Source organism: Homoserinibacter sp. GY 40078 (assembly GCF_008017545.1).
Taxonomy (GTDB): domain Bacteria; phylum Actinomycetota; class Actinomycetes; order Actinomycetales; family Microbacteriaceae; genus Homoserinibacter.
The window spans coordinates 982,073-1,007,590 of the sequence record NZ_VRTZ01000001.1 but is presented as its reverse complement, the minus strand read 5'-3'; the positions used below and the strand labels follow the sequence as shown (position 1 = coordinate 1,007,590).

Here is a 25,518-nt window from a genome sequence, read left to right as displayed (position 1 = left end):
CGGTGTCAGCCCGTGATCTCGGGGTGATCGGCGATGAACTGGTCGACGTTCGAGGCATCGACGATCTCGTAGTTCGCCTCGATCTCCTTGTCCTCCCAGCCGTCGCCAGCCGCGAGGATCTCCTGAATGCCGTCGACGAGCTGCTTGCCCGCCCCGTAGTGATCGATCCAGAGCGTGACCGTGAGCCACCCCTCCTGGATCGCGGTGAGCGCCTCCTTCGTGCCGTTCGTACCGGTCACCAAGACGTCTCCGGGCTCGAGTCCCTGCTGCTTGAGGCCGGCGATCGCGCCGAGGGCCGAGTCGTCCCAGCATGTCCAGATGGCACTGGTCCCGGGGGCCACCTGATTCGCGGCCAGCCAGGCGACTGTCGCGGCCTGCGAGGACTCGACCTGGCCGGGGATCGTGACCTCCTGCTGCGTCACCGTGTAATTCTGGTCAGCGACGGCGGCATCGAAAGCGTCCTCGCGAAGCTGGCACGGGCGTCCGGAGCGGTATGTCAGCTTCAGCACGTCGGCTCCGGGCTGGATCTTCCCCATGACGTATTCGGCGACCGGCTCGTTGAGGGAGTCGTCGACCGAGAGCTTCACCCCGTCGGCAAGGCCTCCGCCGAGGGTGACCACCGGGATGCCCGCGGCGCTGGCGCTCGCGAGACCGGAGGCGAGGGCCGACGACGGCCACACCGTCACGAGGATCGCGTCGACGCCCTTCTGCGCGAGGTTCTGCATCGCGGTGTTGGCCTGGTCGACGCTGCCGTTCGAGTCCACGACTGAGGTCGTGTACCCGAGCGCCTCCGCCTGCTCCTCGGCGCCACGCACCAGATTGTTGACGGCTACGTCTGTCGCCGAGAAGGTGATGATCCCGACCTCGACCGTGTCATCACCGCCGTTCGGGTCATCGCCGGACGAGCATCCCGCGAGAGCCAGGGCCGCCACGGCCAATGATGCCGCTGCTGTCATCCACTTCTTCACCATTTCCTCCTTGAAATGCGTTCTGTCAGTTCACTCTCGAACGTCGTGCGATGTCGAATGAGCGTCACCGCATCCTGAGCATACGCTCATATGGGTAGATGCTCGCAAGTGCGCGATGGCGCGTATGAGCAGGCCTCCGCGGCTAGGATTCGACGTGCACACCAGGAACGGAGACCGATGGCCGACGTAGAGCTTCTCGTTCGAATCGCTCGCATGTACTACATCGACCAGCTGAACCAGGATGCGATCGCTCGGCGCGTCGGCATGTCACGCCAGAGCGTCTCGCGATTGCTGGGGCAGGCAATGACGGAGGGGATCGTGCACATCGAGGTGCGCCCTCCCGCTCAGAGCGTCGTCTGGCTCGAGGACGAGCTCTCGCGCCGCTATCGCATCCCCGAGGTACGAGTCGTCGAGACCGACGAGGAGTCGAGCCTCGCAGAGCGCACCCGGCTGGCCGCCCGGGCGGCCGCCCGAATGATCGCCGGTCGGCTGGACGGGTCGGAGCGAGTCGCCGTCGCGTGGGGACGCACCATCCTGGAGTTCGCCTACGGGCTCCCCCGTACAGCGCACAACCAGATGCTCGTCGTTCAGATGAACGGAAGCGCTTTGGGCGCATCCGGTTCGGGCAGGCCGGAATCCGTGGCCACCGTGATGGCGGAGGCGTGGTCGTGCGATCAGCTCACCCTCTCAGCACCCCTCTATGTGGACACACCGGAGATCAGGGAGATCCTGGCCGGAGACACCGGGATGAGGCGAGTGCTCGACGCCGCCCGCCGCGCCGACGTCGCCGTCTTCAGCCTCGACACGCCGTCGATCGACTCCGGACTGTACAAGGCCGGACTCATCGTCGATCGCGATCTCGATGCGGGACGACGAGACGGGGCGGTGGGCGAGATCTGCGGGCAGTTCTACGATGCCGACGGTCGACCGTGCACGCTCGAGCTGTCCGCTCGATGCATCTCGATCACGCTCGACGAGCTGGCGCGAATCCCGACGAGGGTGTGCGTCGCGGTAGGTGAGAAGAAGATCGGCGCGATCCAGGGGGCCCTCTCCGGTGGATATGCGACCTTCTTCGCCACGGATGCTGCGACTGCAGAGCTCTTGTTGCGCTGAACGTCGTCGACGCTTCGTGCACTTTGCGGAGCGAACCGTCATGTGACAAAATCCCGCATGAGCATTCGCTCAACTGTCGATGACGCCAGGAGGTACCCATGACGCGACGCATCCCGAGATTCGGGGAACTTCGCTTCCATCCCGGGAGCGAAGAACGCAGCGCGTGGGGCGTGTTCGGGGACGATGACGAACTCGGTACGCTCAATCTGCTCAGCCCGGCCGCACGCAGGCGGGGCCTGGACGCGGTGGTCGACGGCACGACCTACTCACTCAATTGGGACATGACCCTTCCCGATCCGACGTTCTTCGAGCGGAAGCCGCTGAAGCACGTGGTGATCGACCTCGGCGACGTGCACGCCGGCACGGATGACCGCTACGAGAGCTACTACAGCCAGTCGTCCACGCAGTGGGACGCCCTGTCGCACGTCGGCACGCCCGACGGAGAGTTCTACAACGGGCGCACCGAACGAGACGTGCACGACCCGGCCCGGCTGATGCTCAGCATCGCCAATGCGGCTGCATCCGGGATCGCGGGGCGCTACGTGCTCCTCGACATCGGTCGGTACCGCGAGAGCATCGGCCGCCGTGTCGACAATGCGGCACGAGACATCATCACGCCCGCCGAGCTGGACGCCGCGCTCGCGTGGCAGGGCTCGAAGCTGGAAGAGGGCGACATCCTGCTGCTGCGCACCGGGTGGATCGAATGGTACGAGGGCCTCGACTCGGCGGCGCGGACATCCTTGGCGGCCGACTCGCGGGCCATGCGGATGCGAACTCCTGGCCTCGAGTCGAGTCGCGACAGCGCGGAATGGATTTGGGATCACGGGCTCGCCGCCGTCGCATCGGACACGCCCGCCCTCGAGGCCTCCCCGTTCACCTTCGACGACTGGGACGGCTTCCTTCACTACCGCCTTATCCCGCTCCTCGGCCTCACGATCGGCGAGTTCTTCGTGCTGGGACCGCTCGCCGAAGCCTGCGCCGTCGACCGTAGGTACGACGGGCTGCTGACCGCAGCCCCCCTCACGATGCGCGGAGGCTCGGGATCCCCCGGCAACGCGCTCGCGCTCAGGTGACGGCTCCGGAGGCTGCCCCTGCCGGGGCGCCCCCGCTGCAGGGGGTGCTGGTCGCAGACTTCTCGCGCGTACTCGCCGGACCGCTCTGCACGATGATGCTCGCCGACCTCGGTGCCGAGGTGATCAAGGTCGAGCACCCCACCCGCGGAGACGACACGCGCAGCTGGGGCCCGCCGTTCACGCCGAGGGGATCGAGCTACTTCGACAGCGTCAATCGGGGAAAGCGGTCCGTTCGACTCGACCTGAACTCGCCGGCCGACCGCGACCGCGCGCTGGCCCTCGCGCTTCGTGCGGACGTGGTCGTCGAGAACTTCCGCAGCGGAACGATGGAGCGGTTCGGGCTCGGATTCGAGCAGCTGCGCAGCCACAAGCGGGGTGTGATCTACGTCTCGATCTCCGGATTCGGATCCGCGCCAGCTGGTCGACTGCGCCCGGGATACGACTTGCTGGCACAGGCCGTCGGCGGCCTGATGAGCATCACAGGTCCGCCGGGCGAACCCACGAAGTCAGGCGTCGCGGTGGTCGACGTGCTCACAGGAAAGGATGCGGCAATCGGCGTGCTCGCCGCGCTGCACGCACGCACGCGCACTGGTGAAGGTGCACACATCGAAGTCAACCTCCTCTCGAGTGTCCAGTCGGCCCTCGTCAATCAGGTGCAGGGCTTCCTGAGCGCCGGCACAGAACCTCGTGCCCTCGGAAACACCCACCCGTCCATCAGCCCGTACGAGCTGCTGCATTGCGCCGACGGCGAGATCGTCGTCGCCTGCGGCACCGACGCTCAGTTCGCGAGATTGTGCGGCTCGCTGGGTGCGCCCGAGCTCGCCGGCGACCCACGCTATGTCGGCAACGAGAACCGGGTAGCGCACCGGGAGGACCTCCGACGCGAGCTCGAGCGGTTGCTCGCCTCGGCGGGCGCGGACGAGTGGGAGCAGATCATCGCAGACGCGGGGGTTCCCGTCGGGCGTGTAGGGACCGTCTCGAGTGGGCTCGCTCTCGCCGACGAACTGGGCCTCGAACCCCTCATCGAGGTCGTCGATGATGAGGGCGCCACGACGCGGCAAGTGCGTTCTCCGATCACGTGGAAGCCTGCTTTTCCACCTCAACGGCACGCACCGCCGACCCTCGGACAGCACGACGACGAGCTGCGCGAGTGGCTCGCCGACGCTGGCGACCCCCGTCCCTCTCCCCCGACGACATGGAGTGCTGATGCAAGATCCTCTTGACCTTCTCGACCTCGACGCGGACCTGACGGCGAACGAACGCTCGCTGCGGAGCGATGTCCGTGCCCTCGTCGACGAGCATGTGCGACCGAACATCGCCGAGTGGTACGAGTCGGCGCACTTCCCGCGTGAGCTCGTTCCGGAGCTCGCCCGACTCGGATTGCTCGGGATGCACCTCGACGGCTACGGATGCGCCGGAAGGGGCGCGGTCGAGTACGGCCTCGCCGCGCTCGAGCTGGAAGCGGGCGACTCAGGGCTCCGCACGTTCCTCAGCGTCCAGGGCTCGCTCGCGATGGGAGCGATCCGCATGTTCGGCAGCGAGGATCAACGGAACAGGTGGCTCCCCGAGATGGCGCGCGGAGAGGTCATCGGCTGCTTCGGACTCACCGAACCGGATGCGGGATCCGATCCGTCCGGGATGTCCACCTACGCGCGACGCGACGGCGGCGACTGGGTGATCTCCGGACGCAAACGCTGGATCGGCCTCGCGTCCATCGCGGACGTCGCGGTCATCTGGGCCAAGACCGACGACGGGATCCGGGGCTTCATCGTGCCCACAACGGCGCCTGGGTTCGCGGCGACGCCGATCGCCGGGAAGCTGTCGATGCGCGCGTCGGTGCAATGCGACATCGCACTCGACGATGTGCGCGTCCCCGGAGATTCGATACTGCCGGAAGCCCGCGGCCTGGGAGCCCCGTTCCGCTGCCTCAACGAGGCGCGATACGGCATCGCGTGGGGTGTCATGGGTGCTGCCCGCGACAGCTTGACGACGGCACTCAGGTACTCCTCTGACCGTCGCCAATTCGGGCGCGCGATCGCCGGCTTCCAGCTCACGCAGGCCAAGCTCGTCGACATGTCGCTCGAGCTGGAGAAGGGCACGATGCTCGCCCTCAGGCTGGGGCGCCTCAAGGAGTCGGGTCGCCTCACCCCCGAGCAGATCTCGATCGGCAAGCTCAACAACACCCGCGAAGCGATCAGGATCTGCCGGACCGCCCGGACGATCCTCGGCGGCAACGGCATCTCGTCGGAGTACTCACCCCTGCGACACGCGAGCAATCTCGAGAGCGTGAGGACGTACGAGGGCACCGACGAGGTGCACACCCTCATCATCGGGAGGCGCCTGACGGGGATCGACGCGTTCCGCTAACGCGGTTCAAGAACCTCGACGAGGATCTGGCCGTGCACCGTGCCGTCTGCTCGGGTCGAAGACGCTCGCGGCAGCGAAACCGAGCGCGAGCCCGATCGCGAACTCGAGCGCGAACGCCAGTCCGACGGCAAGCGGGTCGGGACCGATACGGCTGAAGCGTCCCGGCCCGAGGCCCCCCGCGGATGCCGCCGCCAACAGAGCGAAGAGAAGGCCACCGGCCGCACCACCCAGAAGCGCGGTGAACGCCATCCAGCCGAGGCGGGATCCGTCTCCGACCGCGCGTAGGAGCGCCGGGCGTACCGCGGTCGCCGCGAGGAAGGCCGCCACGACGGGAACGATGAGCCCTGCGAACCCGAAGGAGAGATCTCCCGCGGGCACGGCGCCGAGCAGCGGGATCGTGGGGAGGGGACCGACGGCGGTGCCGAGCGGCGAGACCTGCGAGCCCACGCCGAGAGCGAATCCGGGGCCGGCGAACCACGAGGCCGCCCAGATCACGACGTTCGGTACGAACGCGAGCTGACCGGCCGTCAGCACGACGCCCCCCAGCACCTCGGTGTGCAGTGTCTCGTACAACCGGATGGCCTGCGCGTAGTTGATGACGACGAGCACGGTCACCGCGAGCGCCGCGACGAGGAGCGTGACCGCCACGGATGCCGCCCCGGCACGCACCCCCGCGCCGACCGCGCCGCGCACCCGCGGATCCCAGTCGGCGATCCAGTCGCGCAGCGAGCTGCCGTTGGCGCCCGGGCCGCGCTCCGCTCCCGCGCGCAGCACCCCGAGCAGCAGGCCGACACCGAAGACGAGGGTCGGCAGCAGGGTGCCCTGCCAGAGCGACGGGCGTGCGGCGCTGTCGAGCGCCGAGAAGGTCAGCCCGAAGGAGGCGAGGGCGAAGACGACGAGACAGGTGAACTCGCCGAGTGCGCGGTGCCCGGTCTCGGCGACCCGACCTCCGGCGCGCACGCCGAGCGCGAGCGTGAGCAGGGCGAAGCCGAGCGCGGCGATCGTGACGACGACGATCGTCCCCGCGGGCGCGCCGATGGAGGAGGCGGTCGCCGCATCGAGCACGAAGGTCACGTCCACGCCGTGCCCGATGAGCCAGACGTCCACCGCGGCTCGCCAGAATCCTGCCCAGTCCGGACCGAATCCGAACTGCGCCGCCCACATCACCGTCGCCACGACGAGCGGGATGGCGACGCCCACGGCAGCGACGAGGAGGGCCTCGAACGCCGAGAAGAGCAGAGTGAGGCGGCGCGTCACGTCAGCAGTTGGGGTCTGATCCGGGCACGGTGCCGTCGAGCAGGTAGGCGTCGACGGTGTCATCGACGCACGCCACGCCCTGCGCGTAGATCGTGTGCCCCTCCCCCTCGTAGGTCACGAGGAACCCGCTCGAGAGTTGCTCCGACAGCGCGACGGCGTTCGCGTAGGGGGTCGCCGGGTCGTTCGTCGTGCCGATGACCATGATCGGCGCGGCCCCGTCCGCCGTGAAGGTCGTGGGCAGGTCGGCCGTCGGATACGGCCAGTTCGAGCAGGCGACGTCGAGCATCGCGTAGTCGTCGTATGCGCCGTAGCGGCCGAGGATCGGGGCGGCCTCGTCGATCATCGCGATGCCATCGAGGGTTCCTACGCCATCGCTCGCGAGGTCGCCCTCGTCGCAGATCACGGAGGTATAGATCTCCGAGCTGTTGTCGGAGTAGCCGCCGTCATAGTCGCGGCCGTTGTAGGCGTCCGCATAGGCGAAGACCGTGTCGGCATCCCCCCGGCGCAGCTGCGTGAACAGGTTCGTCAGCTCCGGCCAGTAGCTCTCGGAGTAGAGGGTGAAGATGATGCCCGTCGCGACGGTCGCCGAGTCCAGCACGCGCCCGTCGCTCGCCGTGAAGCCGCGCGCGTCGACGGTGTCGAGCATCTGCCGCACGCTCGCGAGCGAGGCGTCGACGCCCCCCGAGAAGGGGCAGTCGCCCTGGGTGAGACACCACTGCATGTACGCGCGCAGCGCCGAGTCGAAGCCCGCCATCTGCATCACGAGCGAGTCGAGGTCTCCGACCGCGGGGTCCACGGCGCCGTCGAGCACCATCCGCCCCACCTTGTCGGGGAACAGCTCGGCGTACACCGTCCCGAGGTAGGTGCCGTAGGAGTAGCCGAGGTAGTGCATCTGCGTGTCGCCGAGCACGGCGCGGATGACGTCCATGTCGCGCGCGACGGAGCCCGCGTCGAGGTGCCCGAGCAGCTCGCCGGTGTTCTCCTCGCACGCGTCGACCCACCGCAGCTGGCGCTCGGTCAGCTCCGCGAGCCACGCGTCCGTGCCGTAGGCCGCGTCGAAGGTGCCGTAGAGGTGCTCGTCTTGATCGGCGGCGTCGGTGTAACAGACCACGGGCGACGAGTGGTTCACTCCCCGCGGGTCGAAGCCGATCACGTCGTAGGCGGCGAGAACGTCGGGGGTGACCACGTACTCCGCGGAATCCAAGACGAAGTCGTACCCGGACCCGCCCGGTCCGCCCGGGTTCATGAGCAGAGAGCCGAGGGCCGTGCCCTGCGCGCGGTGGCGCGCCACTGCGATCTCGATGGTGTCGCCCTCGGGCTCGCTCCAGTCGAGCGGCACGGTCACGTTCGTGCAATCGACGCGGTCACCGCAGGACGTCCAGTCGAGCTCCTGCTCGTAGAACACCTTCAGCTCCTCGGCGACCTCTTCGCCGGTCGGCCCGGGACGGTCTCCCCCGGCCTCATTGCCTCCGAGGAACGGCAGGATCGTGCACCCCGAGAGGAGCAGTGCGGATGCGGCGAGGGCGGCGACCGAGGCACGGAGTCGGCGAGCGCGGGACGACATGCCGTCAGCCTACGTGGTGACTTCGGCCGGATCGGGCTCCTCCGCGGCGTCCGACACGACGACCGGTGGGCGCTCGAGGATCCGCGCCACCGCCACGACGAGAAGCGCGAGCACGAGAGTCCACACGACGATCGCGGGGCTCAGCGGGCGCACGAACATCAAGATCACAGCCGCGATGAGGCCGACCGCCACCCGGATGCCGAGTCGCGCGCGGAAGACGAGCTCGCCGAAGCGCCCGGTCGTGACCCCCCGGTGCTCGCCCGCCTCGCGGAGGGAATCGGCGCCCGCATCGGCGAGCGTCCGGACGGCACGCCCTCCGCGCGTCGGTCCGCCGAGGTAGGCCACGAGGGCGACCCCGAGCCCGATGAGCACCCCCACGACAGCGGCCGTGGCGAGGGAGACGACCGCGGTGTCGTAGATCACACCCACCGCGCTGCCGATCGGACGGCCCGACGTGGCCGTGAGCGAGAATGCGCGACCCACCGCGAGGGCCGCGCCCAGCACGCCGGATGCCGCCGCGAAGGCGAGTCCGGCGCCGATGAGGGCCCGAGATCGGCGCCGCGCGGCGATCACGCCCCCGGCGAAGAGCGCGAGCACCACCCACTGCAGCCACGGCCCTACCCCGACCGCGAGCTGGTACATCCACACCAGCTGGGCGAGCTGAGACGACTCCGCGACGACGATGACGCGATCCGTGTCGGGGATCGCCTGCGCGAACGGAAGACCCGCATCCGTCAACGCGGTGCGGACGCGGTCGAGGATGGGCGAGAGCGCGATGCCGACCTCGCCCGACGGTCCGATGACGAGCACCTCACCCTGCCCCGAGAGAGCGGCGATCGCCTGCGCGTGGCTGATGCGGAGCGATTCCGAGATGACGTCGACGAACGCGTCCGAGGTCACGACGCTCGTCACGACCCGCTCGATGAGCGCGTCCACCCCCTGCACCGCGGGCCCCTCGAGCAGCCGCAGCGCATCGACCGCGCGCGGCGGGAGGTCCAGCCGGTCGAGGCCGTCGAAGAGGTCGGAGACGATCCGATCGACATCCGACTGGGTCCGGATCACGTCGCTGACTTCGGAGATGATGAGCTGCTGCACGGCGTCGTCCTCGACGATGGGCTGCAGCGTCTGCACGAAGAAGTCGGTGTCGGTCAGCAGGCGGTCGGCGGTGTTGGCGACGAGGGCGACCGGGGCGAGGATCGCCCCGGTCGCGATGAGCGCGACCGAGGCGATGGCCCGCCCGGGTCTCCGGCGGCGGTCGACCCCGACGGGCTCGATCGGCGGCTCGGCGGCTCTGGCCTCGAGCTGCTCCTGAGCAGCCCCGAGCTCCTCCCGGGCCACGGCCAGCTCGTCCTGCAGCCGAGCGTTCTCCTCCTGGATGCGCGCGATCCGTTGCGCTTGCGTCTCTCGGGGCATGGCGTCTCCCTCTTCCGCTGGAAGACATCATCCCGCGCCGGGGCGTCCCGCGCCTCCCCCAGATCCATGGAGGAGGCGCGGGACGGATCACCCCTCCGTGGAGGAGCGCTCGGCGAGCGCGAGTTCGACGGCCTCCTGCACGCGGGCGTCCTCGCGCTGCTGTGCGAGGATCCGGCGCCGCGAGCGGAACCAGAGCCCCGCGACGACGAGCGCGGCGAGCAGCAGGATGACGACGATGAGCGTCCACGGCACGGCAGCTCCGGTGGCACTCGCCTCGACCGGATCGAGCGGCGTGGTGGAGCCGGACGCATCGACCACGACCGGCACGACCGACACGGAGGCGGCGAGCAGCAGCACCGCGGGAACGTCATGCACCGTCGTGGTCACCAACCATTCCTCGCCGGGCAGCAGGGTGGGCGGGTCATCGAGTGCCCCGACCTCCTGCGGGAACCAGCCGAACGGTCCCGTGAGGGTCGCCGCCTGACGGGCCGTGAGGATCGCGTTGCCGGTGTTGCGCAGGGTGTAGCCGATGGTCGCGTCGCCGCCTGCGAAGGGGTCGAAGCTTCCGTTCCAGTCGATGTGGAATCCCTCCACCGCGAGCGACGGGGCGAGGTCGCCGCCGACGCGCAGCCCGATCCGGATGCCGAGCCGGCGATCCACCTCGATCTGCTCGCCCTCGTCCGGGCGCACGAGCGAGGTGACGATGCCGCCCGCGTAGTCTCCCGGCGTCGCGTCGTCGGGAACTTCGACCGTGAACGGTACCTCGACGGTCTCACCGGCGGGCACGACGACCTGGTCGTCCGTGGTGGTCACCCAGACTCCGATGTTCCGAGACTCCTCGCCCGCCACCAGGAGATCGAAGAGGCCGCTCTCGGTCGTGTAGCCGTCGGCGGCATACACCCCGAGAGAGAGGTCGGTGTCGCTCTTGTTGGCGACGATCATGGCGTCATGGACGCGGGATCCCGGGTCGAGGGTGTAGCTGAAGCTCGCCCGGTCGTCGCCGAAACGGTTCTCTGCAGTGCGGACGGTCCAGGTGACGTCGCCGTCGTCGGCCGATGCCGACGCGACGGGAACCAGCACGAGCCCCGCGACCGCAGCGGTCAGGAGCAGGGCGGTCGTGCGGCGCCGGGCGGGGAGTGCGTGCATGGTGATCCTTGCGTGGGGGACTGTCGTCGGGAACGCCCGATGGGACGGGCGCCCGAGAGCGCCCGCCCCACCGGTCGGTGTGCGGATGGTCAGCCGACCAGAGCCGTGATGGTGAGGGTGCTGCGGTACGTGCCCTTCGCGGCGCTGCCCGGGATCTTCAGATCCAGGTCGGCGCCGAGCTTGGCGGTTCCGCGGTCGTGGCCCTGCGCGCCCTCGCCGAGGGTGCGGGAGACCGAGAGGCCGTCACCCGAGACGAAACCGGACGCGATCGCGCCGCCGGCGACCGCCCCGATGCCCTCCTCGAGCACCTTCGGCGTCCAGCCGAGGTACTTGCCCGAGAACGACTTGTCGCCGTCGCGGAAGTCGCTCACCGAGGCCGAGATCGACCACGGCGCCTGCGTGCGGCGGGTGTCGGTCACGAGGATCGGGTTGAGCTCACCGGTGGCCTCGAAGTACTCGCCCTGGTGGTCCACCGCGGTGCCGAGGTCGACCAGGCCGTTGTACCCGTCGATCGTCCAGCCGAACTCGCCCGGAGCCGGGTTCGGGACGTCCACCTGGATGTCCTGGTCGTCACCGTGGTTCTGGTAGATCGCGACCTCGTCGGTCACCGAGCCGACCGCACCTGCGGCGCTGGCTCCGTTGTTCGGGCCACACCACGAGACGCGAGCAAGCTCCACCGCGGCGTTCGGCGCGGCGCAGGTGCCGGCACGCACGTTCGAGACGACGAGCTTGTCGGACTCGACCGCGACCTTCACGTAGGTGCGCACGTGCTCCTGGTTCTGCGAGGAGTTGTACCAGTAGCTCGACGGGTTCAGCGGGTCGGCACCGTTTCCGGCTCCGCTCGTGCCGCTCGAGTCGGGCGCGGTGATGTCGTAGTACTTCGAACCGGAGGCCGAGTTCGCCGTCACGTAGATGACGCCGCCGGGGCCGGGGAAGATCTCGTTCTCACCGGGCTGCTCGTCGGGGTTGGCCTTCTCGCCGTTCTTGATCTCGTAGCTGCGGGTGTAGACGTGGTCGTGACCCTGGAGAACGAGGTCGACGCCCAGCTCCGAGAACGTGGTCGGGAAGTCCACACGACGGACCTTGTTGTCGCTGTCCTTCGCGTGGCTCGCCGCCGAGTAGATCGCGTGGTGGTACACGAGGACCGTGTACTTCGCGTCGGCGCCGTGCTGGTTGACGACATCCGTCACGTACGCGACGTGCGCGTCGTCGCCGCCACCGCCCGTCGAGGTCTTGTAGCTGTTGCTGTTGAGGTCGATGAACAGCACATCCTTGTAGATGAACCAGTAGTCGCCACCCGAGGTGTTCGACGACGGGGTGCCGTTCGCGTAGTAGGCCGCGCTGCGGTCGGTGTTCGGCGTGAACAGGTGCTGCTCGTACGCCTTGCCGCCGACGTCGTGGTTACCGATCGTGGCCACCCACGGCACCTCGCGCAGACGGTCGGAGCCGAGGAAGGCGTCCCACTGCGACTCGGTGTTGGCCGTCTCGACCTGGTCGCCGCCGGAGACCAGGAGCTCCGCGTTCGGCGTCGCCGCGAGCGACACGTCGAGCGTGTCGGCCCAGCCCGCGCCGTCCTTGGCGACGTCACCCGACGCGCCGATCTGCGGGTCGCCGTAGAAGAGGAAGTCGAAGTCACCCTCGAACGACTTCGTGCTGAAGCTGTAGGTCGCGGACCAGTTGCCGTCGAATCCCACGCGGTAGGAGTACTGGGTGTCCTCCTCGAGACCCGAGAGGGTCGCGTGGCGGTTGTAGCCGCCGCTCGTGGAGATGTTCGCGCCGCCGAGCGCCGAGAAGGTCGCCGCGTCCGCGGGGAACTCGCCGCCGGTGAGCGCCGCGGTCGGGGCGAGCTGCACCGACTCGGCCACGTCGTCCGACGTGTACCAGGTGACGATGCGCTGCGACTCGTCGGCACCGACACCGAGGATGATCCCGGTGAGGGAGACCGGGTCGGCGGCCATTGCCGGGGTGGCGGCCAGTCCGACGAAGGCGCCGCAGCTGAGTGCGACGGCCGTGAGCGTCGCCACCGCGCGGTGGCGGTGACGGTGCCGGATTTCGCTGGGGGAAGACATGTGTCGTCCGTTTCTCTGAGCTCCTGATGGGGAGCGTGGGTGGTTGGCGATTGCCAAGCTCCGCTCGCGCGGTGAACGGTGCTTGAACGGCGGGCAGTGACCCGTGCTCGGTGGGAAGAACTCTGGATTCACGCTCCGAGGAGACGCTCGACGAACCAGACGAGACCTACGAGGGCGACGCCGCCCGCGAGCAGGCCGGTGGCCCAGAGCCCCACGACCGGCCACCGGCGGCGCAGCAGCACGATGAGCGGGAACACGACGGCGATGAGCGCGAGCTGGACCGCCTCGATGCCGAGGTTGAAGACGAGGAGCGACCACAGGAGGGTCCACGACCACGGCTCGTCGATACCGAGGGCGCCCGCGAAGCCGACACCATGGACGAGCCCGAACAGGAACACGACGCCGAGCCGGAGCCATCCGGCGCGGTCGAGCCCCAGAGGGCCGCTTCGGGCGTCGAGATCTTCAGCTGCTTTGCCCTTGCGCCACAGCTGCCAGAGGTGCCACGCGGCGACCACCGCGATCGAGAGCGCGATGATCGGTTCCACGATCGCCGCCGGTGCGGAGACGACTCCCGTCGCGGCGAGGATGAACGTGACCGAGTGGGCGAGCGTGAACGCCGTAGCCGCGAGCACGACCTCCCGCAGGCGCCGGGATCCTGCGATCAGGGCGAGCAGGAACAGGATGTGATCGATCCCCGTGAGCAGGTGCTCCGCGCCCAGCAGGAAGAACTCCCCGAACCGCTCGGCGATGCTCTGCCCGCTCGAGAACGACGACTGGTCGGGACCGAGCGCGGCGCTCCCCGAGGTGCCGTCGAGCTCGTAGGTGACGATTGTCGCGGTGCCCGTCACGTATCCCTCGGCATCGGGAAAGAGCTTGCTCGTGAACTCGTGCGTGGACGCCTCTCCGCAGTCGTGATCCAGGGTGAGAACCGCGTAGGGCACGCTCTCCCGCTCGCCGAGAGCCGCATCGCCCACGAGGTCGGTGGTGCAGGGACGACCGTCGGCGGTGACCGTGAACCGGTCGTCGAGATACGCGAGCACGGAGTCCGCATGGTCGGCGAGCGCCATGAGCATCGCGTCGTCGTCGCGGTCCTCCCACGCGGGGGTCGCCTCGCGGAAGAAGGGGTCGTCGTCCTCGTAGTCGGCGACCGACACCACGAGGAGGTCGTACTCGAGCTCGAGTTGGGTGCGCACGTGGCCCGGTTCGCCCTCGGTGACGTCCGCATAGACCACAGAGCTGAAGCCATGTGCGGATGCGGGGGCGGCGAACGAGGCGAGGAGCGCGGCGGCGAGGGCCGCGAGCGCCAGGGCCCACGGCAGACGACGAACGCGCGACGACGGCGCGGAGAAGGTCATGATCGGCACGGTCGTCACCGCAGGTGAACGGCGGGGGCACGGTCTCGGAACGGAACACGAACCCTCGCCCAGGTCGATGGCGCGGACGCCCCGCGTGCCGCAGAGTCGGAAGGCACTCACCCTCGCTCCCACCCGGAGGACGTTCTTGCCTCACCGTCCGCGGTCCGCCGCGCTCGTCACCGCCGCGGCCACCGCCGTCGCCGCCGCCATCGTTCTGACCGCCTGCACCGGCGACCCCTGGGAGTCGCCGCACGACCCGCCCGCCGCCATCGGCGAGCTCGGGGCCGGATTCGAGCCGTCGGATCCCCCGTCGCCCGAGGCGACGATCGAGCCGGCCGCCGGGTCGTGGGACGACGTCCGCCCGTCACCGGGCTATCGCGTGGTGCTCCTCACCTCGGGCGACGATGCCACCACCCGCACACTCGCGGACTCCGTACGCGACTGGGCGGAGGATGCGCACGTCGATCTGCGGGAGGTGCAGGCCGACACCGACCACATCGACGGGATCGTCGAGGCGATGGACCTCGGCCCCGACCTCATCGTCAGCGTCGGCGACCAGCTCATCGACCCGCTCGCCCTCGTGACCGCCAGCCACCTCGACCAGCAGTTCCTCATCGTCGGCGCGGAGATCGCCGAGCCGACCGAGAACGTCACCGCGGTCGACTGGACCGGCGCGTCGTTCCGGGGCGAGGGGCTCGGGACCGCATCGGACTACGACGCGGCGACCTTCACCCCCGAGCGTGGCGGGCGAGCGATCCGTGCCGGCGTCGCCGCGGTACTGCATGATCTCACGGGGATCGTCGTCTGGATCGACTGAGGTCGAGCGCTGCCCCGGTCGCCGTCCTGTGCCGTCAGGGGTGGTGCTGCGCGTGAACGTCGGTGCTGTGCAACGGCACCGTGTTCCAGCGCACCGAGGCCGTCCCGGAATCCGAGCAGACGACGCGCATCGAGTGGGGCGTGTCCAGGAACAGGATCTCGGCCTCGAGCCCGCCGTCGGACATCCAGCCAGCCGACGCGGCGACCGGGACGGGAGCCTCTCGGTCCGCGACCCAGTCGCCGAATCCGATCGGAGTCTCGATCGTGCCGTGCTCGTCGGTGACCGCGAGCCGCCACCCATCCGCCTCACGACTCACCCGCACCTGGGAGGGCGCGCGGTCTGCAGAGCCCGAGACGAATGGCGCGACGTCCTCGACGGGGTCGACCGCGAAGACCGCGCCATCCCACCGGTCGGCGTCCTCGGGCGCCGGTGCGCCCGCCACCACCGGAAGCGCGAGCGAGGACAGGCGCCCCGCGAGCTCGGCGTCGGCTGACGGATCCGACGAACCCGCCTCGATCGCGGGCAGGATGTGACGCCAGACGAGGTCGAGCACGCGCTGCATCTGGACGGTCTCGGAGGTCAGCGCGATGACGGCATCGTGCTCCGGCAGCACCAGACAGAACTGCCCGTACGCGCCATCGCCGCGGTAGCCGTGGCGCGACATCCAGAACTGCAGGCCGTAGCCCTGCCGCCAGTCGGGGCCCTCTTCCGCGTTCGGCACCTGCACGCGGGACGCCTCGGCCACCCAGTCCGCGTCGAGCAGCTGCTGCTCGCCCCAGCGACCGCCCTGCAGATAGAGCTGACCGAGCCGTGCGACGGCATCCGTCGTCGCGTGCAGCCCGCTGAAGCCGAGGTTCCGGCCCGCAGGCTCCTCCATCCAGAACGCCTCGCCGATGCCGAGAGGCTCGAACAGCCGCGGACGCAGGTAGTCGACGAGCGACTGCCCGGTCTGGCGCTGCACGATCGCGGCGAGCGTGTACGTACAGGGCTGGTTGTAGGCGAAGAGAGTGCCCGGTTCGGCGTCCGGCGGGATCATCAGGAAGCCCCGCACCAGGTTCGTCGGGTCGTTCGCGGCGGCACGGTCAACCGTCTCGGCGGCATGCCCGCTCGCCATCGACGCGATGTTGCGCACCGTCATCCGCCGCGTCCGGGGGTCGGTGATCTCGGCCTCGAGCTCGGGGAAGTACGAGAGGACGGTCGCATCGAGGTCGAGGAGCCCCTCGGCGCGGGCGAGGCCCGCGGCCGTCGCGGTGAAGCTCTTGCTCAGGGAGTAGAGCAGCTGCACGCCGTCCGGGTCGTAGGGGCTCCACCACCCCTCCGCAATGACCGCGCCCCCGCGCAGCACGATGAGACCGTGCGGACGGATGTCGGGATCGGCGTCGAGGGCGTCGAGGAACGCCGAGATCCCGCGGGCGTCGACGCCCGCGTCGTGCGGGGTGCTGTGCCGGAGGTCGTCTGTCGTCATGTGGTTGCTCGACCTCACGCGGAGGCGAGCACCTCGCGCAGCAGCGCCGCGGTCTCGGACGGCGTCTTGCCGACCTTCACACCCGCCGCCTCGAGGGCCTCCTTCTTCGCCTGGGCAGTGCCCGCCGAGCCGGAGACGATCGCGCCCGCGTGGCCCATCGTCTTCCCCTCGGGGGCGGTGAAGCCCGCGACGTAGCCGACGACCGGCTTCGTGACGTTCGCCTTGATGAAGTCGGCCGCGCGCTCCTCGGCGTCTCCGCCGATCTCGCCGATCATGACGATCGCCTTCGTCTCGGGGTCGTCCTGGAATGCGGCCAGCGCGTCGATGTGCGTCGTTCCGATGACCGGGTCTCCCCCGATGCCGATCGCGGTCGAGAAGCCGAGATCGCGCAGCTCGTACATCATCTGGTACGTCAGCGTGCCCGACTTCGACACGAGGCCCACGGGACCCTTGCCGGTGATCGTGGCGGGGGTGATGCCCACGAGCGACTCGCCGGGGGTGATGATTCCCGGGCAGTTCGGGCCGATGATGCGGGTCGCGTTGCCCTTCGACTGCGCGTAGGCCCACGCCTCCGCCGTGTCCTGGACGGGGACGCCCTCGGTGATGACGACGAGCAGCGGGATGCCCGCGTCGATCGCCTCGATCATGGCGTCCTTCGTGAAGGCCGGGGGCACGAACGCGATCGACACATCGGCGCCCGTCTTCTCCATCGCCTCGGCGACGGATGCGAAGACCGGCAGCTCGACAGCGGCGCCGTCCTTGTCGGTGTGCGCGACGGTCGTACCCGCCTTGCGGGCGTTCACTCCGCCGACGACCTGCGTGCCCGCCTTCAGCATCAACGCGGTGTGCTTGGTGCCCTCGCCGCCGGTGATGCCCTGGACGATGACCTTGGAGTCCTTGGTGAGGAAGATCGACATTTTCTCTTCAGTCCTTCGTGCGTGCGGGTCAGGCGTTCGCGAGCTCGGCGGCCTTGTCGGCGCCCTCGTCCATGCCCGTCGCGATCGTGACGAGCGGGTGTGCGGCCGCGGCGAGGATCGCGCGGCCCTCCTCGACCTGGTTGCCGTCGAGGCGGACGACGAGGGGCTTGGTCGCGGCGTCGCCGAGGATCTCGAGCGCCTTCACGATGCCGTTGGCGACCGCGACACATGAGGTGATGCCGCCGAAGACGTTCACGAACACCGACTTCACCTGCGGGTCGCCGAGGATCACGTCGAGGCCGGCGGCCATGACCTCCGCGGAGGCGCCGCCGCCGATGTCGAGGAAGTTCGCGGGCTTGACCCCGCCGTGACCCTCGCCCGCGTAGGCGACCACGTCGAGCGTCGACATAACGAGCCCGGCGCCGTTGCCGATGATGCCGACCTCGCCGTCGAGCTTCACGTAGTTGAGGTCGTGGGCCTTCGCCTTCGCCTCGAGCGGGTCGGCGGCGTCCTTGTCCTCGAGTCCCTCGTGCTCGGGGTGGCGGAAGCCCGCGTTCTCGTCGAGCGAGACCTTGCCGTCGAGGGCGACGATGTCGCCGGCGCCGGTGAGTACGAGCGGGTTCACCTCGACGAGCGTGGCGTCCTCGCCCGCGTAGACCTCGTAGAGCTTCACGAGCACCGGGGCGACCTTGTCGACCAGCTCGGCCGGGAACTTCGCGGCGATGGCGATCTCGGTGGCCTTCGCGAGGTCGATGCCGCCGAGCGGGTCGACCTCGACGCGTGCGAGCGCCTCGGGGCGCTCCTCTGCCAGCTGCTCGATCTCCATGCCGCCCTCGTAGCTGGCGAGGCTCAGGTACGAGCGGTTCGCGCGGTCGAGCAGCACGGAGAAGTAGAACTCCTGCGCGATGTCCGCGCCCGCGGCGATCATGAGGCGCTTGACGACGTGGCCCTTGATGTCGAGCCCGAGGATCGCCTCGGCGGCGGCCTCCGCGTCATCCGGGGTCTTCGCGACCTTCACACCGCCGGCCTTGCCGCGCCCGCCTGTCTTCACCTGGGCCTTGACGACGGTGACTCCGCCGAGCTTCTCGGCCGCGGCGCGCGCCTCGGCGGGGGTGTCTGCGACGATGCCGGGCAGCACGGGCACCCCGTACTTCTCGAACACGTCGCGGGCCTGGTACTCGTAGAGATCCACGCTGTCGCTTCTTCCATGCGTCGGAATCGGATGTGGCGGCGAACTTTCTCGACGCCGAGATAGTTCGATGTCGAGATATGCGGCCTGTGCCACTCTACCCGCTCCCCCGGGGGCGTTGACACGCCCGCCGCCCCCTCCCCCATCCCGCGAGATGTCCATATCTGCACATCTCGTGGGTCGGAACGTGCACTTTTCGACATCTCGCGGGATGGGGGCGGGAGGGGGTGGCGGAGGATGGGGGCGTGGAGACGGCGGACGACTACCTCGCTGAGGGGGCGCTCGTGCTCGGAGGCGGAGCGGCGCTGCTGCTGCAGCTCGCGCATCCGGCGATCGGGTCGGCGGTCGCCCGCCACTCGCGCTTTCCGCGCGACCCGATGCGTCGGCTCCGGCACACGCTCGGGTACGTCTACGCGATCGGACTCGGCACTCCCGAAGCGGCGGCAGGCGCCGCGCGTGCGGTCGACCGGATGCACGACGGGATCCCCGGCGCACGCGACGCGGAGCTGCAGCTCTGGGTCGCGGCGACGCTGCACGGCGTCGGGATGCAAGTACACGACCTGCTCTTCGCGCCCCTGCCCGATGCGGTGGCCGACGAGGTCTACGCCGTCTCCGGTCGCTTCGGTACGAGCCTGCAGGTGCCGCCCGAGCTGTGGCCCGCGACCCGGGCCGACTTCGACGCCTATTGGGAGCGGATGCTGCCGACGCTCGACGTTCGCGACGACGCGCGCGCGGTCGCTGCGGCGATCCTGCATCCGGTGCGCGGCACCGCGCCGTGGTGGGTTCGGGCCGCGCTGCCGCTCGGCCGGCTGGTGACCGCTGGGCTGTTGCCGTCCGTGATCCGGGACGCCTACGGCCTGCCCCGACGGCCCCGCCGTGAGCGCGCCGCGAGCACCCTCATCCGGATCCTCGCCCGACTCACGCCGCGCCGCATCCGCCGTCTCCCCTCCCGTCTGCTACTCCCCGCACTCCGCTAACCCATCCCGCGAGATGTCGAAAAGTGCACGTTTCGGACCACGAGATGTGCAGATATGGACATCTCGCGGGTCAGGGGCGGATGAGGGATTGGTACCAGAACCAGGAGTCCTTGCGGGTGCGGGTCTGGGTGGCGTAGTCGACATGCACGAGGCCGAAGCGCTCCGCGTAGCCCGCCGCCCACTCGAAGTTGTCGAACGCGCTCCACACATAGAAGCCGCGGATGTCGACACCCGCCTCCATCGCGTTCGCGACCGCGCGTACATGCGCGTCGAGGAATGCGATCCGCCGCGTGTCGTGCACACCGCCATCCGCGTCGACCGTGTCGTGGAATGAGGCGCCGTTCTCGGTGACGACGATCGGCGGCATGTCGGGATAGCGCTCGCGCAGCCCCACGAGCACCGCGGTCAGCCCCTCCGGCACGATCGCCCAGCCGAAGTCGGTGCGCTCCTCCGACGGGTACACGGCGGGCGCGAACGGCATCCCCTCCGGGATGTCGACCTCGAGGGTCCCCTGGTAGTCGACCCCCTCCTTCGGCGCCTCGATGAGGATCGGCTCGTAGTAGTTGACCCCGTAGAAATCCAGCGGCGTCGAGATGATCTCGAGGTCGGCGGCGAGCTGCTCGTCGTCCACCGGCATGCCCTGCCGCAGCTCCTCGTTCGGGTACCGCCCCGCGAGGATCGGATCCGAGAAGAGCAGATTCGTGAGCGCGTGGAAGGTACCCGCCGCCACGAGGTCGGCCTCGTCCTCCGACGCCGGCTCCACGGGGAACGACTGCGCCGCGATCCCCACGCGCTCGGCGCCCGCCGCGCGCAGCGCCCGCACGGCGAGCCCGTGCGCGAGGAGCTGGTGGTGCGCCGCGGGGAGTGCGCCGAAGCCGAGCCCCCGCCCGGGAGCGTGCTCGGTGAGGCCGTAGCCGTAGAGCACCTGCACGCTCATCTCGTTGATCGTGATCCAGTCGCGCACGCGGTCGCCGAGTCGCTCACCGAGGATCGCCGCGTAGTCGGCGAAGGCGTACGCCGTGTCGCGCGACATCCAGCCGCCGCGATCCTCGAGCGCCTGCGGAAGATCCCAGTGGTAGAGCGTCGGCACCGGGCGGATGCCGCGCTCGAGCAGCCCGTCGACCAGCCGGTCGTAGAAGGCGACCCCGCGCTCCTCGACCGCTCCGGTGCCGAGCGGCAGGATGCGCGGCCACGAGATCGAGAAGCGGTAGTCGTGGATGCCGGCGTCGGCGAGATGGGCGAGGTCGGATTCCCACAGGTGGTAATGGTCGATCGCGACATCCGCCGTCTCGCCCCCGATCACGCGGCCCGGTTGTGCCACGAAGGTGTCCCAGATCGAGACCCCGCGACCGTCTTCGGCCACCGCCCCCTCGATCTGGTAGGCGGAGGTGGACATGCCGAAGCGGAACCCAGGAGGGAACACGGGCAGGTCGGTCATGGGGATTCCTTTCAGAAGGTTCACGCAACCGACCGCAGGCGCGGCAGGCAGACGAGCGCGAGGAGGGAGATGACGGCGGTCGCGAGGTACAGGGCCGGGTAACCGCCGAGGGAGGTGACAATGGGCGCCGCGATGACCGGCGCGAGCGCCTGCGGCAGCGAGGTTGCGATGTTGGCGATGCCGAGCATGCTGCCGGTCGAGCGGTCGCTCGGCAGCACCTGCGTGATGATCGCCACGTCGACGCTCATGTAGAGCCCCCAGCCCACACCGACGAGCACCGTCGCCACGATCACGACGGGCAGCACCGGCAGCACCGCGAGCAGCACCGCGGCGGCGGCCAGGACGAGCGTCGTCCACACGACGAACACCTTCCGCCGCGCGATCCTGTCGGACCAGGCGCCCCCGATGCCTGCGCCGACCGCGGTGACGACGACGTTCAGCAGGGTGAGCACGAGCACCCACCTACCCGGATCATCGAGCCCCACTCCGTCGGCCAGGTAGTAGTAGAGGTACAGGAGCATGAGCGCGTTCACGAGGTTCAGCAGCAGGCGGATCGTCCACGCCCACACGAACGCCGAGGTCAGGCGCCACGACCGGACGACCTCGCCCACTCCGCGGCGGCCGATCGTCGGCAGCGTCGACTCTGCGATCCGCTCCTCCGGGAGCACGACGATGGCGATGCTGAGGAGCGGAATCGCGGCGGCGATCGCGACGTATCCGATCGGGCTCTCGTCGAGGGCCTCCGCCACTGCCGTGCCGAGCACGATGCCCGCGATCTGGGCGATGCCGAACAGCGAGCCGACGAGACCCCGGCGCTCGGGCGGGACGCGATCGGCGATCATCGCGATCAGTGCCGCAAAAGGTCCGTTGAGGCCCAACTGCACGAGCGCCCAGCCCACGATCATCCAGGTGGCATCGGATGCCGACCACAGCACCACGAGGCCGACGATCCCGATGAGAGCGCCCGCGACGATGACCGGGCGCCGACGCGGACGCTCGAGCGACATCCGGTCGGAGATGAGCCCCCAGACCGGATTCGCGACGAGCGAGACGACCGCGCCGATCCCGGTCACGAGGGCGAGCAGGCTCTCTTTGCCCGCCTCGCCCCCGAGGGCCGCCGCCTGCGCCGGCAGAAGGATCTGGATCGGCCCGAACCAGCCCACGAACACGCCACCGGTCGCGAGCAGCAGCGCGACCAGCCAGCTGCGGCGGATCATGCGGTCACCGGAACCGCGGATGCGGCGATCCAGGGGGCGACGCTCCGCACGAACTCCCGCGCCGCGGGGGTGTCGCGGTCGGCGAGCCACGTGGTCGTCACGCCGTCGATGACGACCACCAGCCGACGCGCCATCACGGGCATCGGCTCACGCCACGTCAGTCCGCACATCGTCGCGAGCTGGGTGAGGATCGCCTCCCCCTCGCGGTAGTACACGCCGTATTGCCGGCCCACGAGGTCGGGCTCGGAGCGCATGCCGTAGAAGGCGAGCTCGAAGAGCGCCAGCTCACGTTCCGGATCCGCGATGAGCAGGTCGAGGTAGGCGTCGAGCGCCGCGACGACGACCTGCTCGAACGTCGCCCCCTCCCCCGGGAGCGCGAGCTCGACGGCCATCCGCTCGTCGTCGGTGACGGTGCGGATCACCTGCGAGAGCAGTTCGTCGCGCGAGGTGAACACGTAGTGGAAAGCGCCGAGGGGCATCTTGGCCTCGGACACGATCGCACGCGTCGTCGCCGCCGACACCCCGCCTCGGGCGATCACCCGGATCGCGGCCCGCACCAGCGCGGCTCGGCGATCGTCGGGACTCATTCGTTGTGACACATCTCACCTCTGTCAGTCGGTGGAGCGCTTTTTGGACGATCGTCCAAGATTGGAGCTATCGTGGCGGACCGCGGGGGCGCGCGCAAGAGTTGCGGCGTATCTGCCGCCGCGATTCACCCCGAGGACCACAGCTCGAGGGGCGAGAACTCCGGGGCTACAGCTTCTCGATCGGAGCGATCTTGATGAGGAGGCGCTTGCGGCCCGCGGTGTCGAACTGCACCTCGGCGACCGACTTCGGACCCTGCCCGGTGACATCCGTGACCCGACCTTCGCCGAAGTCCGTGTGCCGGATGCGATCGCCGGGGGCGAGCGTCAGGTCGCCGTTGTCGCGCACGGCGCCGGTGACCGCGCTCGTCCACTCGCGCTTCTGGCGGTTCGGCGCGGGGGGCAGCGAGTCGCTGTAGCTGAATCGCTGCCGCGACGCGCCACCCGCATTGAGCGCGCGCGACCGCGTGCCACCGCGGGAGTTCGCCATGCCGGGCGACTGTCGCCAGTCGATGAGCTCCCCCGGCACCTCCTGGAGGAACCGGCTCGGCAGCGCGACGGAGGTGTCGCCGAACTGGGCGCGGGTCATCGCGAGACTCAGGTAGAGGCGCTTGCGGGCGCGCGTGATGCCGACATAGAACAGCCGCCGCTCCTCCTGCACACCTCCCGGCTCGCCCGCCGAGATCCGGTGCGGCAGAAGGTCCTCCTCGATCCCGGTGAGGAAGACGGTGTCGTATTCGAGGCCCTTCGCCGTGTGCAGCGTCATGAGGGTGACGGTGCCCGACTCGTCGTCGATCTCGTCGGCGGCCGCCACGAGAGCCACTTCGGTGAGGAAGTCGATGAGGCGACCTTCGGGGTTGCGCTTCGCGAACTCCTTCGTGAACGAGAGCAGCTCCTCGACGTTCTCAGCCCGCACCTCGTCCTGCGGATCGCGGGTCGCCCGCAGCGCGTCGACGTAGCCCGTGCGCGTCAGCAGCTCGGTGAGCACATCGGCGGGAGGGGAGGTGGCGACCATCGCCTCCACCTCGTCGAGGATCGCGCCGAGGTCGACGATGGCCTTCGTGACCTTCGGACCCAGCCCGATCTCGCCCGCATCCCGGAGGGACTCGCGCAGCGGCACACCGACCCGATCGGCGTAGGCCTGCAGTGCCGCCTCGGTCGCGGGGCCGATGCCGCGCTTCGGCACGTTCATGATGCGCCGGAGGGCCAGATCGTCCGCGGGGTTCGCGACCTGGATGAGGTACGCCATCGCGTCCTTGATCTCGGCGCGCTCGTAGAACTTCGTGCCGCCCGCGATCCGGTACGGGATCGCCGAACGGATCAGGATGTCCTCCATCGCGCGGGTCTGCGAATTGACCCGGAAGAACACCGCGATGTCTTTGTAGGCGGCGCCGGCCTCATGCAGCGCCTGGATCTCGTCGGCCACGAACTGCGCCTCGTCGTAGGCGGAATAGCCCGTGTAGCCGACGATCCGCTCCCCCGCGCCGACCGTCGTGAAGAGGTTCTTGGCCTGCCGGTCGAAGTTGTTCGCGATCACGGCATTCGCCGCATCGAGGATGTTCTGCGTCGAGCGGTAGTTCTGCTCCAGGAGCACGACGCGCGCGTCGGGGAAGTCGCGCTCGAACTCGACGATGTTGCGGATGTCGGCCCCGCGGAATGCGTAGATCGACTGGTCGGAGTCGCCGACGACGGTGAGCGACGCGGCCGGGATGCCGCCGGAGGCGTCCACGCGCATCCGCGTGTCGGCAGGCACGTGCTCAGGGAGGATCGGGCGCGTCAGCTCGCGGATAAGGGCGTACTGGGCATGGTTCGTGTCCTGGTACTCGTCGACGAGCACGTGCCGGAAGCGCCGCTGATAGAGCGCGGCGACCTCCGGGAAGGCCCGGAACAGGTGCACCGTCTCGGAGATGAGGTCGTCGAAGTCGAGCGCGTTCGCGCGCCGCAGCCCCTCGCTGTAGCGGCGGAAGACCTCGAGGAAGGCGACATCGGCCGGGTCGTCGGCGTTCACCTGCCGGGCGTAGGAGTCGACGTCGGCCAGCTCGTTCTTGAGCTTCGAGATCTTGCCGCCGACGCTCGAGACGGTGAGGCCCAGGGTGTCGACCTCGAGCTCCTTGATGATGCGCTTGAGGAGCGCCCGCGAGTCGGCCGAGTCGTAGATCGTGAACGCCTGCTTGAGACCCATCGCCTCCGCCTGGCGCCGCAGGATGCGGACGCACGCCGAGTGGAACGTCGAGATCCACATGCCGCTCGCGCCGCCGCCCACCAGCTGCTCGACACGCTCGCGCATCTCGTTCGCGGCCTTGTTGGTGAAGGTGATCGCGAGGATCTGGCTCGGCCACGCCTCGCGGGAATGGATGAGGCTCGCGATGCGCCGGGTGAGCACGCTCGTCTTGCCGGATCCTGCCCCGGCGACGATCAGGAGCGCGGGACCCCGGTAGAGCACCGCCTCGCGCTGCTGCGGGTTGAGCCCGTCGAGCAGGGCGTCGTCGACGGCGGGCGCGGACGCGCTCGGATCACCCGGATCCGTGAACCCGTCGAGAAGGAACGTCATGGCGGCCCCAGTCTAGGTCGCGCCCCCGACCCCTGCGG

20 protein-coding genes are annotated in these 25,518 nt (G+C 69.5%); 6 read left to right on the top strand and 14 right to left on the bottom strand.

Going from position 1 to position 25,518, the window contains the following annotated elements; all coding sequences use genetic code 11:
* Positions 1-5: 5 nt before the first annotated feature.
* Positions 6-968 carry a sugar ABC transporter substrate-binding protein gene (locus FVQ89_RS04860; RefSeq protein ID WP_187264903.1) on the bottom strand — a complete coding sequence of 321 codons (963 nt, stop codon included), beginning with the start codon at positions 966-968 and terminating at the stop codon, positions 6-8.
* A 213-nt stretch (positions 969-1,181) separates the two neighbouring features.
* On the opposite strand from FVQ89_RS04860, the gene FVQ89_RS04855 reads away from it, so the two are divergent.
* The 4 genes from FVQ89_RS04855 (at position 1,182) to FVQ89_RS04840 (ending at position 5,521) form a co-directional block, all read left to right on the top strand.
* On the top strand, positions 1,182-2,081 hold the full coding sequence (locus FVQ89_RS04855; RefSeq protein ID WP_187264902.1) for a sugar-binding transcriptional regulator: 900 nt from the start codon (positions 1,182-1,184) through the stop codon (positions 2,079-2,081).
* Positions 2,082-2,179: 98 nt separating this feature from the next.
* A complete protein-coding gene (locus FVQ89_RS04850; protein ID WP_147900749.1) occupies positions 2,180-3,154 on the top strand; it encodes a cyclase family protein in 975 nt (324 codons plus the stop codon).
* Positions 3,151-4,377 (top strand): CaiB/BaiF CoA-transferase family protein, encoded by a 1,227-nt coding sequence (locus tag FVQ89_RS04845; protein ID WP_255513425.1) that lies wholly within the window; start codon positions 3,151-3,153, stop codon positions 4,375-4,377. The genes FVQ89_RS04850 and FVQ89_RS04845 overlap by 4 nt, the downstream gene beginning before the upstream one ends.
* Positions 4,361-5,521, top strand: a complete 1,161-nt coding sequence (locus FVQ89_RS04840) for an acyl-CoA dehydrogenase family protein (RefSeq protein WP_147900748.1) — start codon at positions 4,361-4,363, stop codon at positions 5,519-5,521. Before FVQ89_RS04845 ends, FVQ89_RS04840 begins: the two co-directional genes overlap by 17 nt.
* Before the next feature lie 6 nt (positions 5,522-5,527).
* Here the strand turns inward: FVQ89_RS04840 and FVQ89_RS04835 are convergent, their stop codons facing one another.
* The 6 genes from FVQ89_RS04835 to FVQ89_RS04810 all read right to left on the bottom strand — a co-directional run bounded on the left by FVQ89_RS04835 (position 5,528) and on the right by FVQ89_RS04810 (position 14,325).
* Positions 5,528-6,778: a DUF6350 family protein gene (locus tag FVQ89_RS04835; protein WP_147900747.1), complete on the bottom strand. Its 1,251-nt coding sequence runs from the start codon at positions 6,776-6,778 to the stop codon at positions 5,528-5,530.
* A 1-nt stretch (position 6,779) separates the two neighbouring features.
* Positions 6,780-8,342, bottom strand: coding sequence for an alpha/beta hydrolase (locus FVQ89_RS04830; RefSeq protein WP_147900746.1), 1,563 nt, complete (start codon positions 8,340-8,342; stop codon positions 6,780-6,782).
* A 9-nt stretch (positions 8,343-8,351) separates the two neighbouring features.
* The gene (locus FVQ89_RS04825) at positions 8,352-9,755 is read right to left on the bottom strand and encodes a hypothetical protein (protein WP_147900745.1); all 1,404 of its coding nucleotides are present in this window, start codon (positions 9,753-9,755) and stop codon (positions 8,352-8,354) included.
* An 87-nt stretch (positions 9,756-9,842) separates the two neighbouring features.
* Positions 9,843-10,901 (bottom strand): WxL protein peptidoglycan domain-containing protein, encoded by a 1,059-nt coding sequence (locus tag FVQ89_RS04820; protein WP_147900744.1) that lies wholly within the window; start codon positions 10,899-10,901, stop codon positions 9,843-9,845.
* Positions 10,902-10,990: 89 nt separating this feature from the next.
* The gene (locus FVQ89_RS04815) at positions 10,991-12,970 is read right to left on the bottom strand and encodes a metallophosphoesterase family protein (protein WP_147900743.1); all 1,980 of its coding nucleotides are present in this window, start codon (positions 12,968-12,970) and stop codon (positions 10,991-10,993) included.
* Between the two features lie 128 nt (positions 12,971-13,098).
* The gene (locus FVQ89_RS04810) at positions 13,099-14,325 is read right to left on the bottom strand and encodes a HupE/UreJ family protein (RefSeq protein WP_147900742.1); all 1,227 of its coding nucleotides are present in this window, start codon (positions 14,323-14,325) and stop codon (positions 13,099-13,101) included.
* A 145-nt stretch (positions 14,326-14,470) separates the two neighbouring features.
* Between FVQ89_RS04810 and FVQ89_RS04805 the strand changes: the two genes are divergently transcribed.
* Positions 14,471-15,142 carry a hypothetical protein gene (locus FVQ89_RS04805; protein WP_147900741.1) on the top strand — a complete coding sequence of 224 codons (672 nt, stop codon included), beginning with the start codon at positions 14,471-14,473 and terminating at the stop codon, positions 15,140-15,142.
* Between the two features lie 34 nt (positions 15,143-15,176).
* Here FVQ89_RS04805 and FVQ89_RS04800 read toward each other — a convergent pair whose 3' ends face one another.
* Genes FVQ89_RS04800 through sucC form a run of 3 tightly spaced genes read right to left on the bottom strand, consistent with a single transcriptional unit; the run spans position 15,177 to position 18,716 of the window.
* Positions 15,177-16,607: a serine hydrolase gene (locus FVQ89_RS04800; RefSeq protein WP_147900740.1), complete on the bottom strand. Its 1,431-nt coding sequence runs from the start codon at positions 16,605-16,607 to the stop codon at positions 15,177-15,179.
* 14 nt (positions 16,608-16,621) lie between these two features.
* The gene (gene sucD / locus FVQ89_RS04795) at positions 16,622-17,524 is read right to left on the bottom strand and encodes a succinate--CoA ligase subunit alpha (protein WP_147900739.1); all 903 of its coding nucleotides are present in this window, start codon (positions 17,522-17,524) and stop codon (positions 16,622-16,624) included.
* Positions 17,525-17,552: 28 nt separating this feature from the next.
* Positions 17,553-18,716: an ADP-forming succinate--CoA ligase subunit beta gene (gene sucC / locus FVQ89_RS04790; RefSeq protein ID WP_147900738.1), complete on the bottom strand. Its 1,164-nt coding sequence runs from the start codon at positions 18,714-18,716 to the stop codon at positions 17,553-17,555.
* A 242-nt stretch (positions 18,717-18,958) separates the two neighbouring features.
* Between sucC and FVQ89_RS04785 the strand changes: the two genes are divergently transcribed.
* Positions 18,959-19,690, top strand: a complete 732-nt coding sequence (locus tag FVQ89_RS04785; protein WP_187264901.1) for an oxygenase MpaB family protein — start codon at positions 18,959-18,961, stop codon at positions 19,688-19,690.
* A gap of 70 nt (positions 19,691-19,760) precedes the next feature.
* On the opposite strand, the gene FVQ89_RS04780 is transcribed toward FVQ89_RS04785, so the two are convergent.
* The 4 genes from FVQ89_RS04780 to FVQ89_RS04765 form a co-directional block, all read right to left on the bottom strand.
* Positions 19,761-21,128 (bottom strand): GH1 family beta-glucosidase, encoded by a 1,368-nt coding sequence (locus tag FVQ89_RS04780; protein ID WP_147900736.1) that lies wholly within the window; start codon positions 21,126-21,128, stop codon positions 19,761-19,763.
* A 20-nt stretch (positions 21,129-21,148) separates the two neighbouring features.
* Positions 21,149-22,345: an MFS transporter gene (locus FVQ89_RS04775; RefSeq protein ID WP_147900735.1), complete on the bottom strand. Its 1,197-nt coding sequence runs from the start codon at positions 22,343-22,345 to the stop codon at positions 21,149-21,151.
* On the bottom strand, positions 22,342-22,932 hold the full coding sequence (locus tag FVQ89_RS04770; RefSeq protein ID WP_147900734.1) for a TetR/AcrR family transcriptional regulator: 591 nt from the start codon (positions 22,930-22,932) through the stop codon (positions 22,342-22,344). The genes FVQ89_RS04775 and FVQ89_RS04770 overlap by 4 nt, the downstream gene beginning before the upstream one ends.
* Before the next feature lie 166 nt (positions 22,933-23,098).
* Positions 23,099-25,480 carry an ATP-dependent helicase gene (locus FVQ89_RS04765; RefSeq protein WP_147900733.1) on the bottom strand — a complete coding sequence of 794 codons (2,382 nt, stop codon included), beginning with the start codon at positions 25,478-25,480 and terminating at the stop codon, positions 23,099-23,101.
* Between the last annotated feature and the right edge of the window lie 38 nt (positions 25,481-25,518).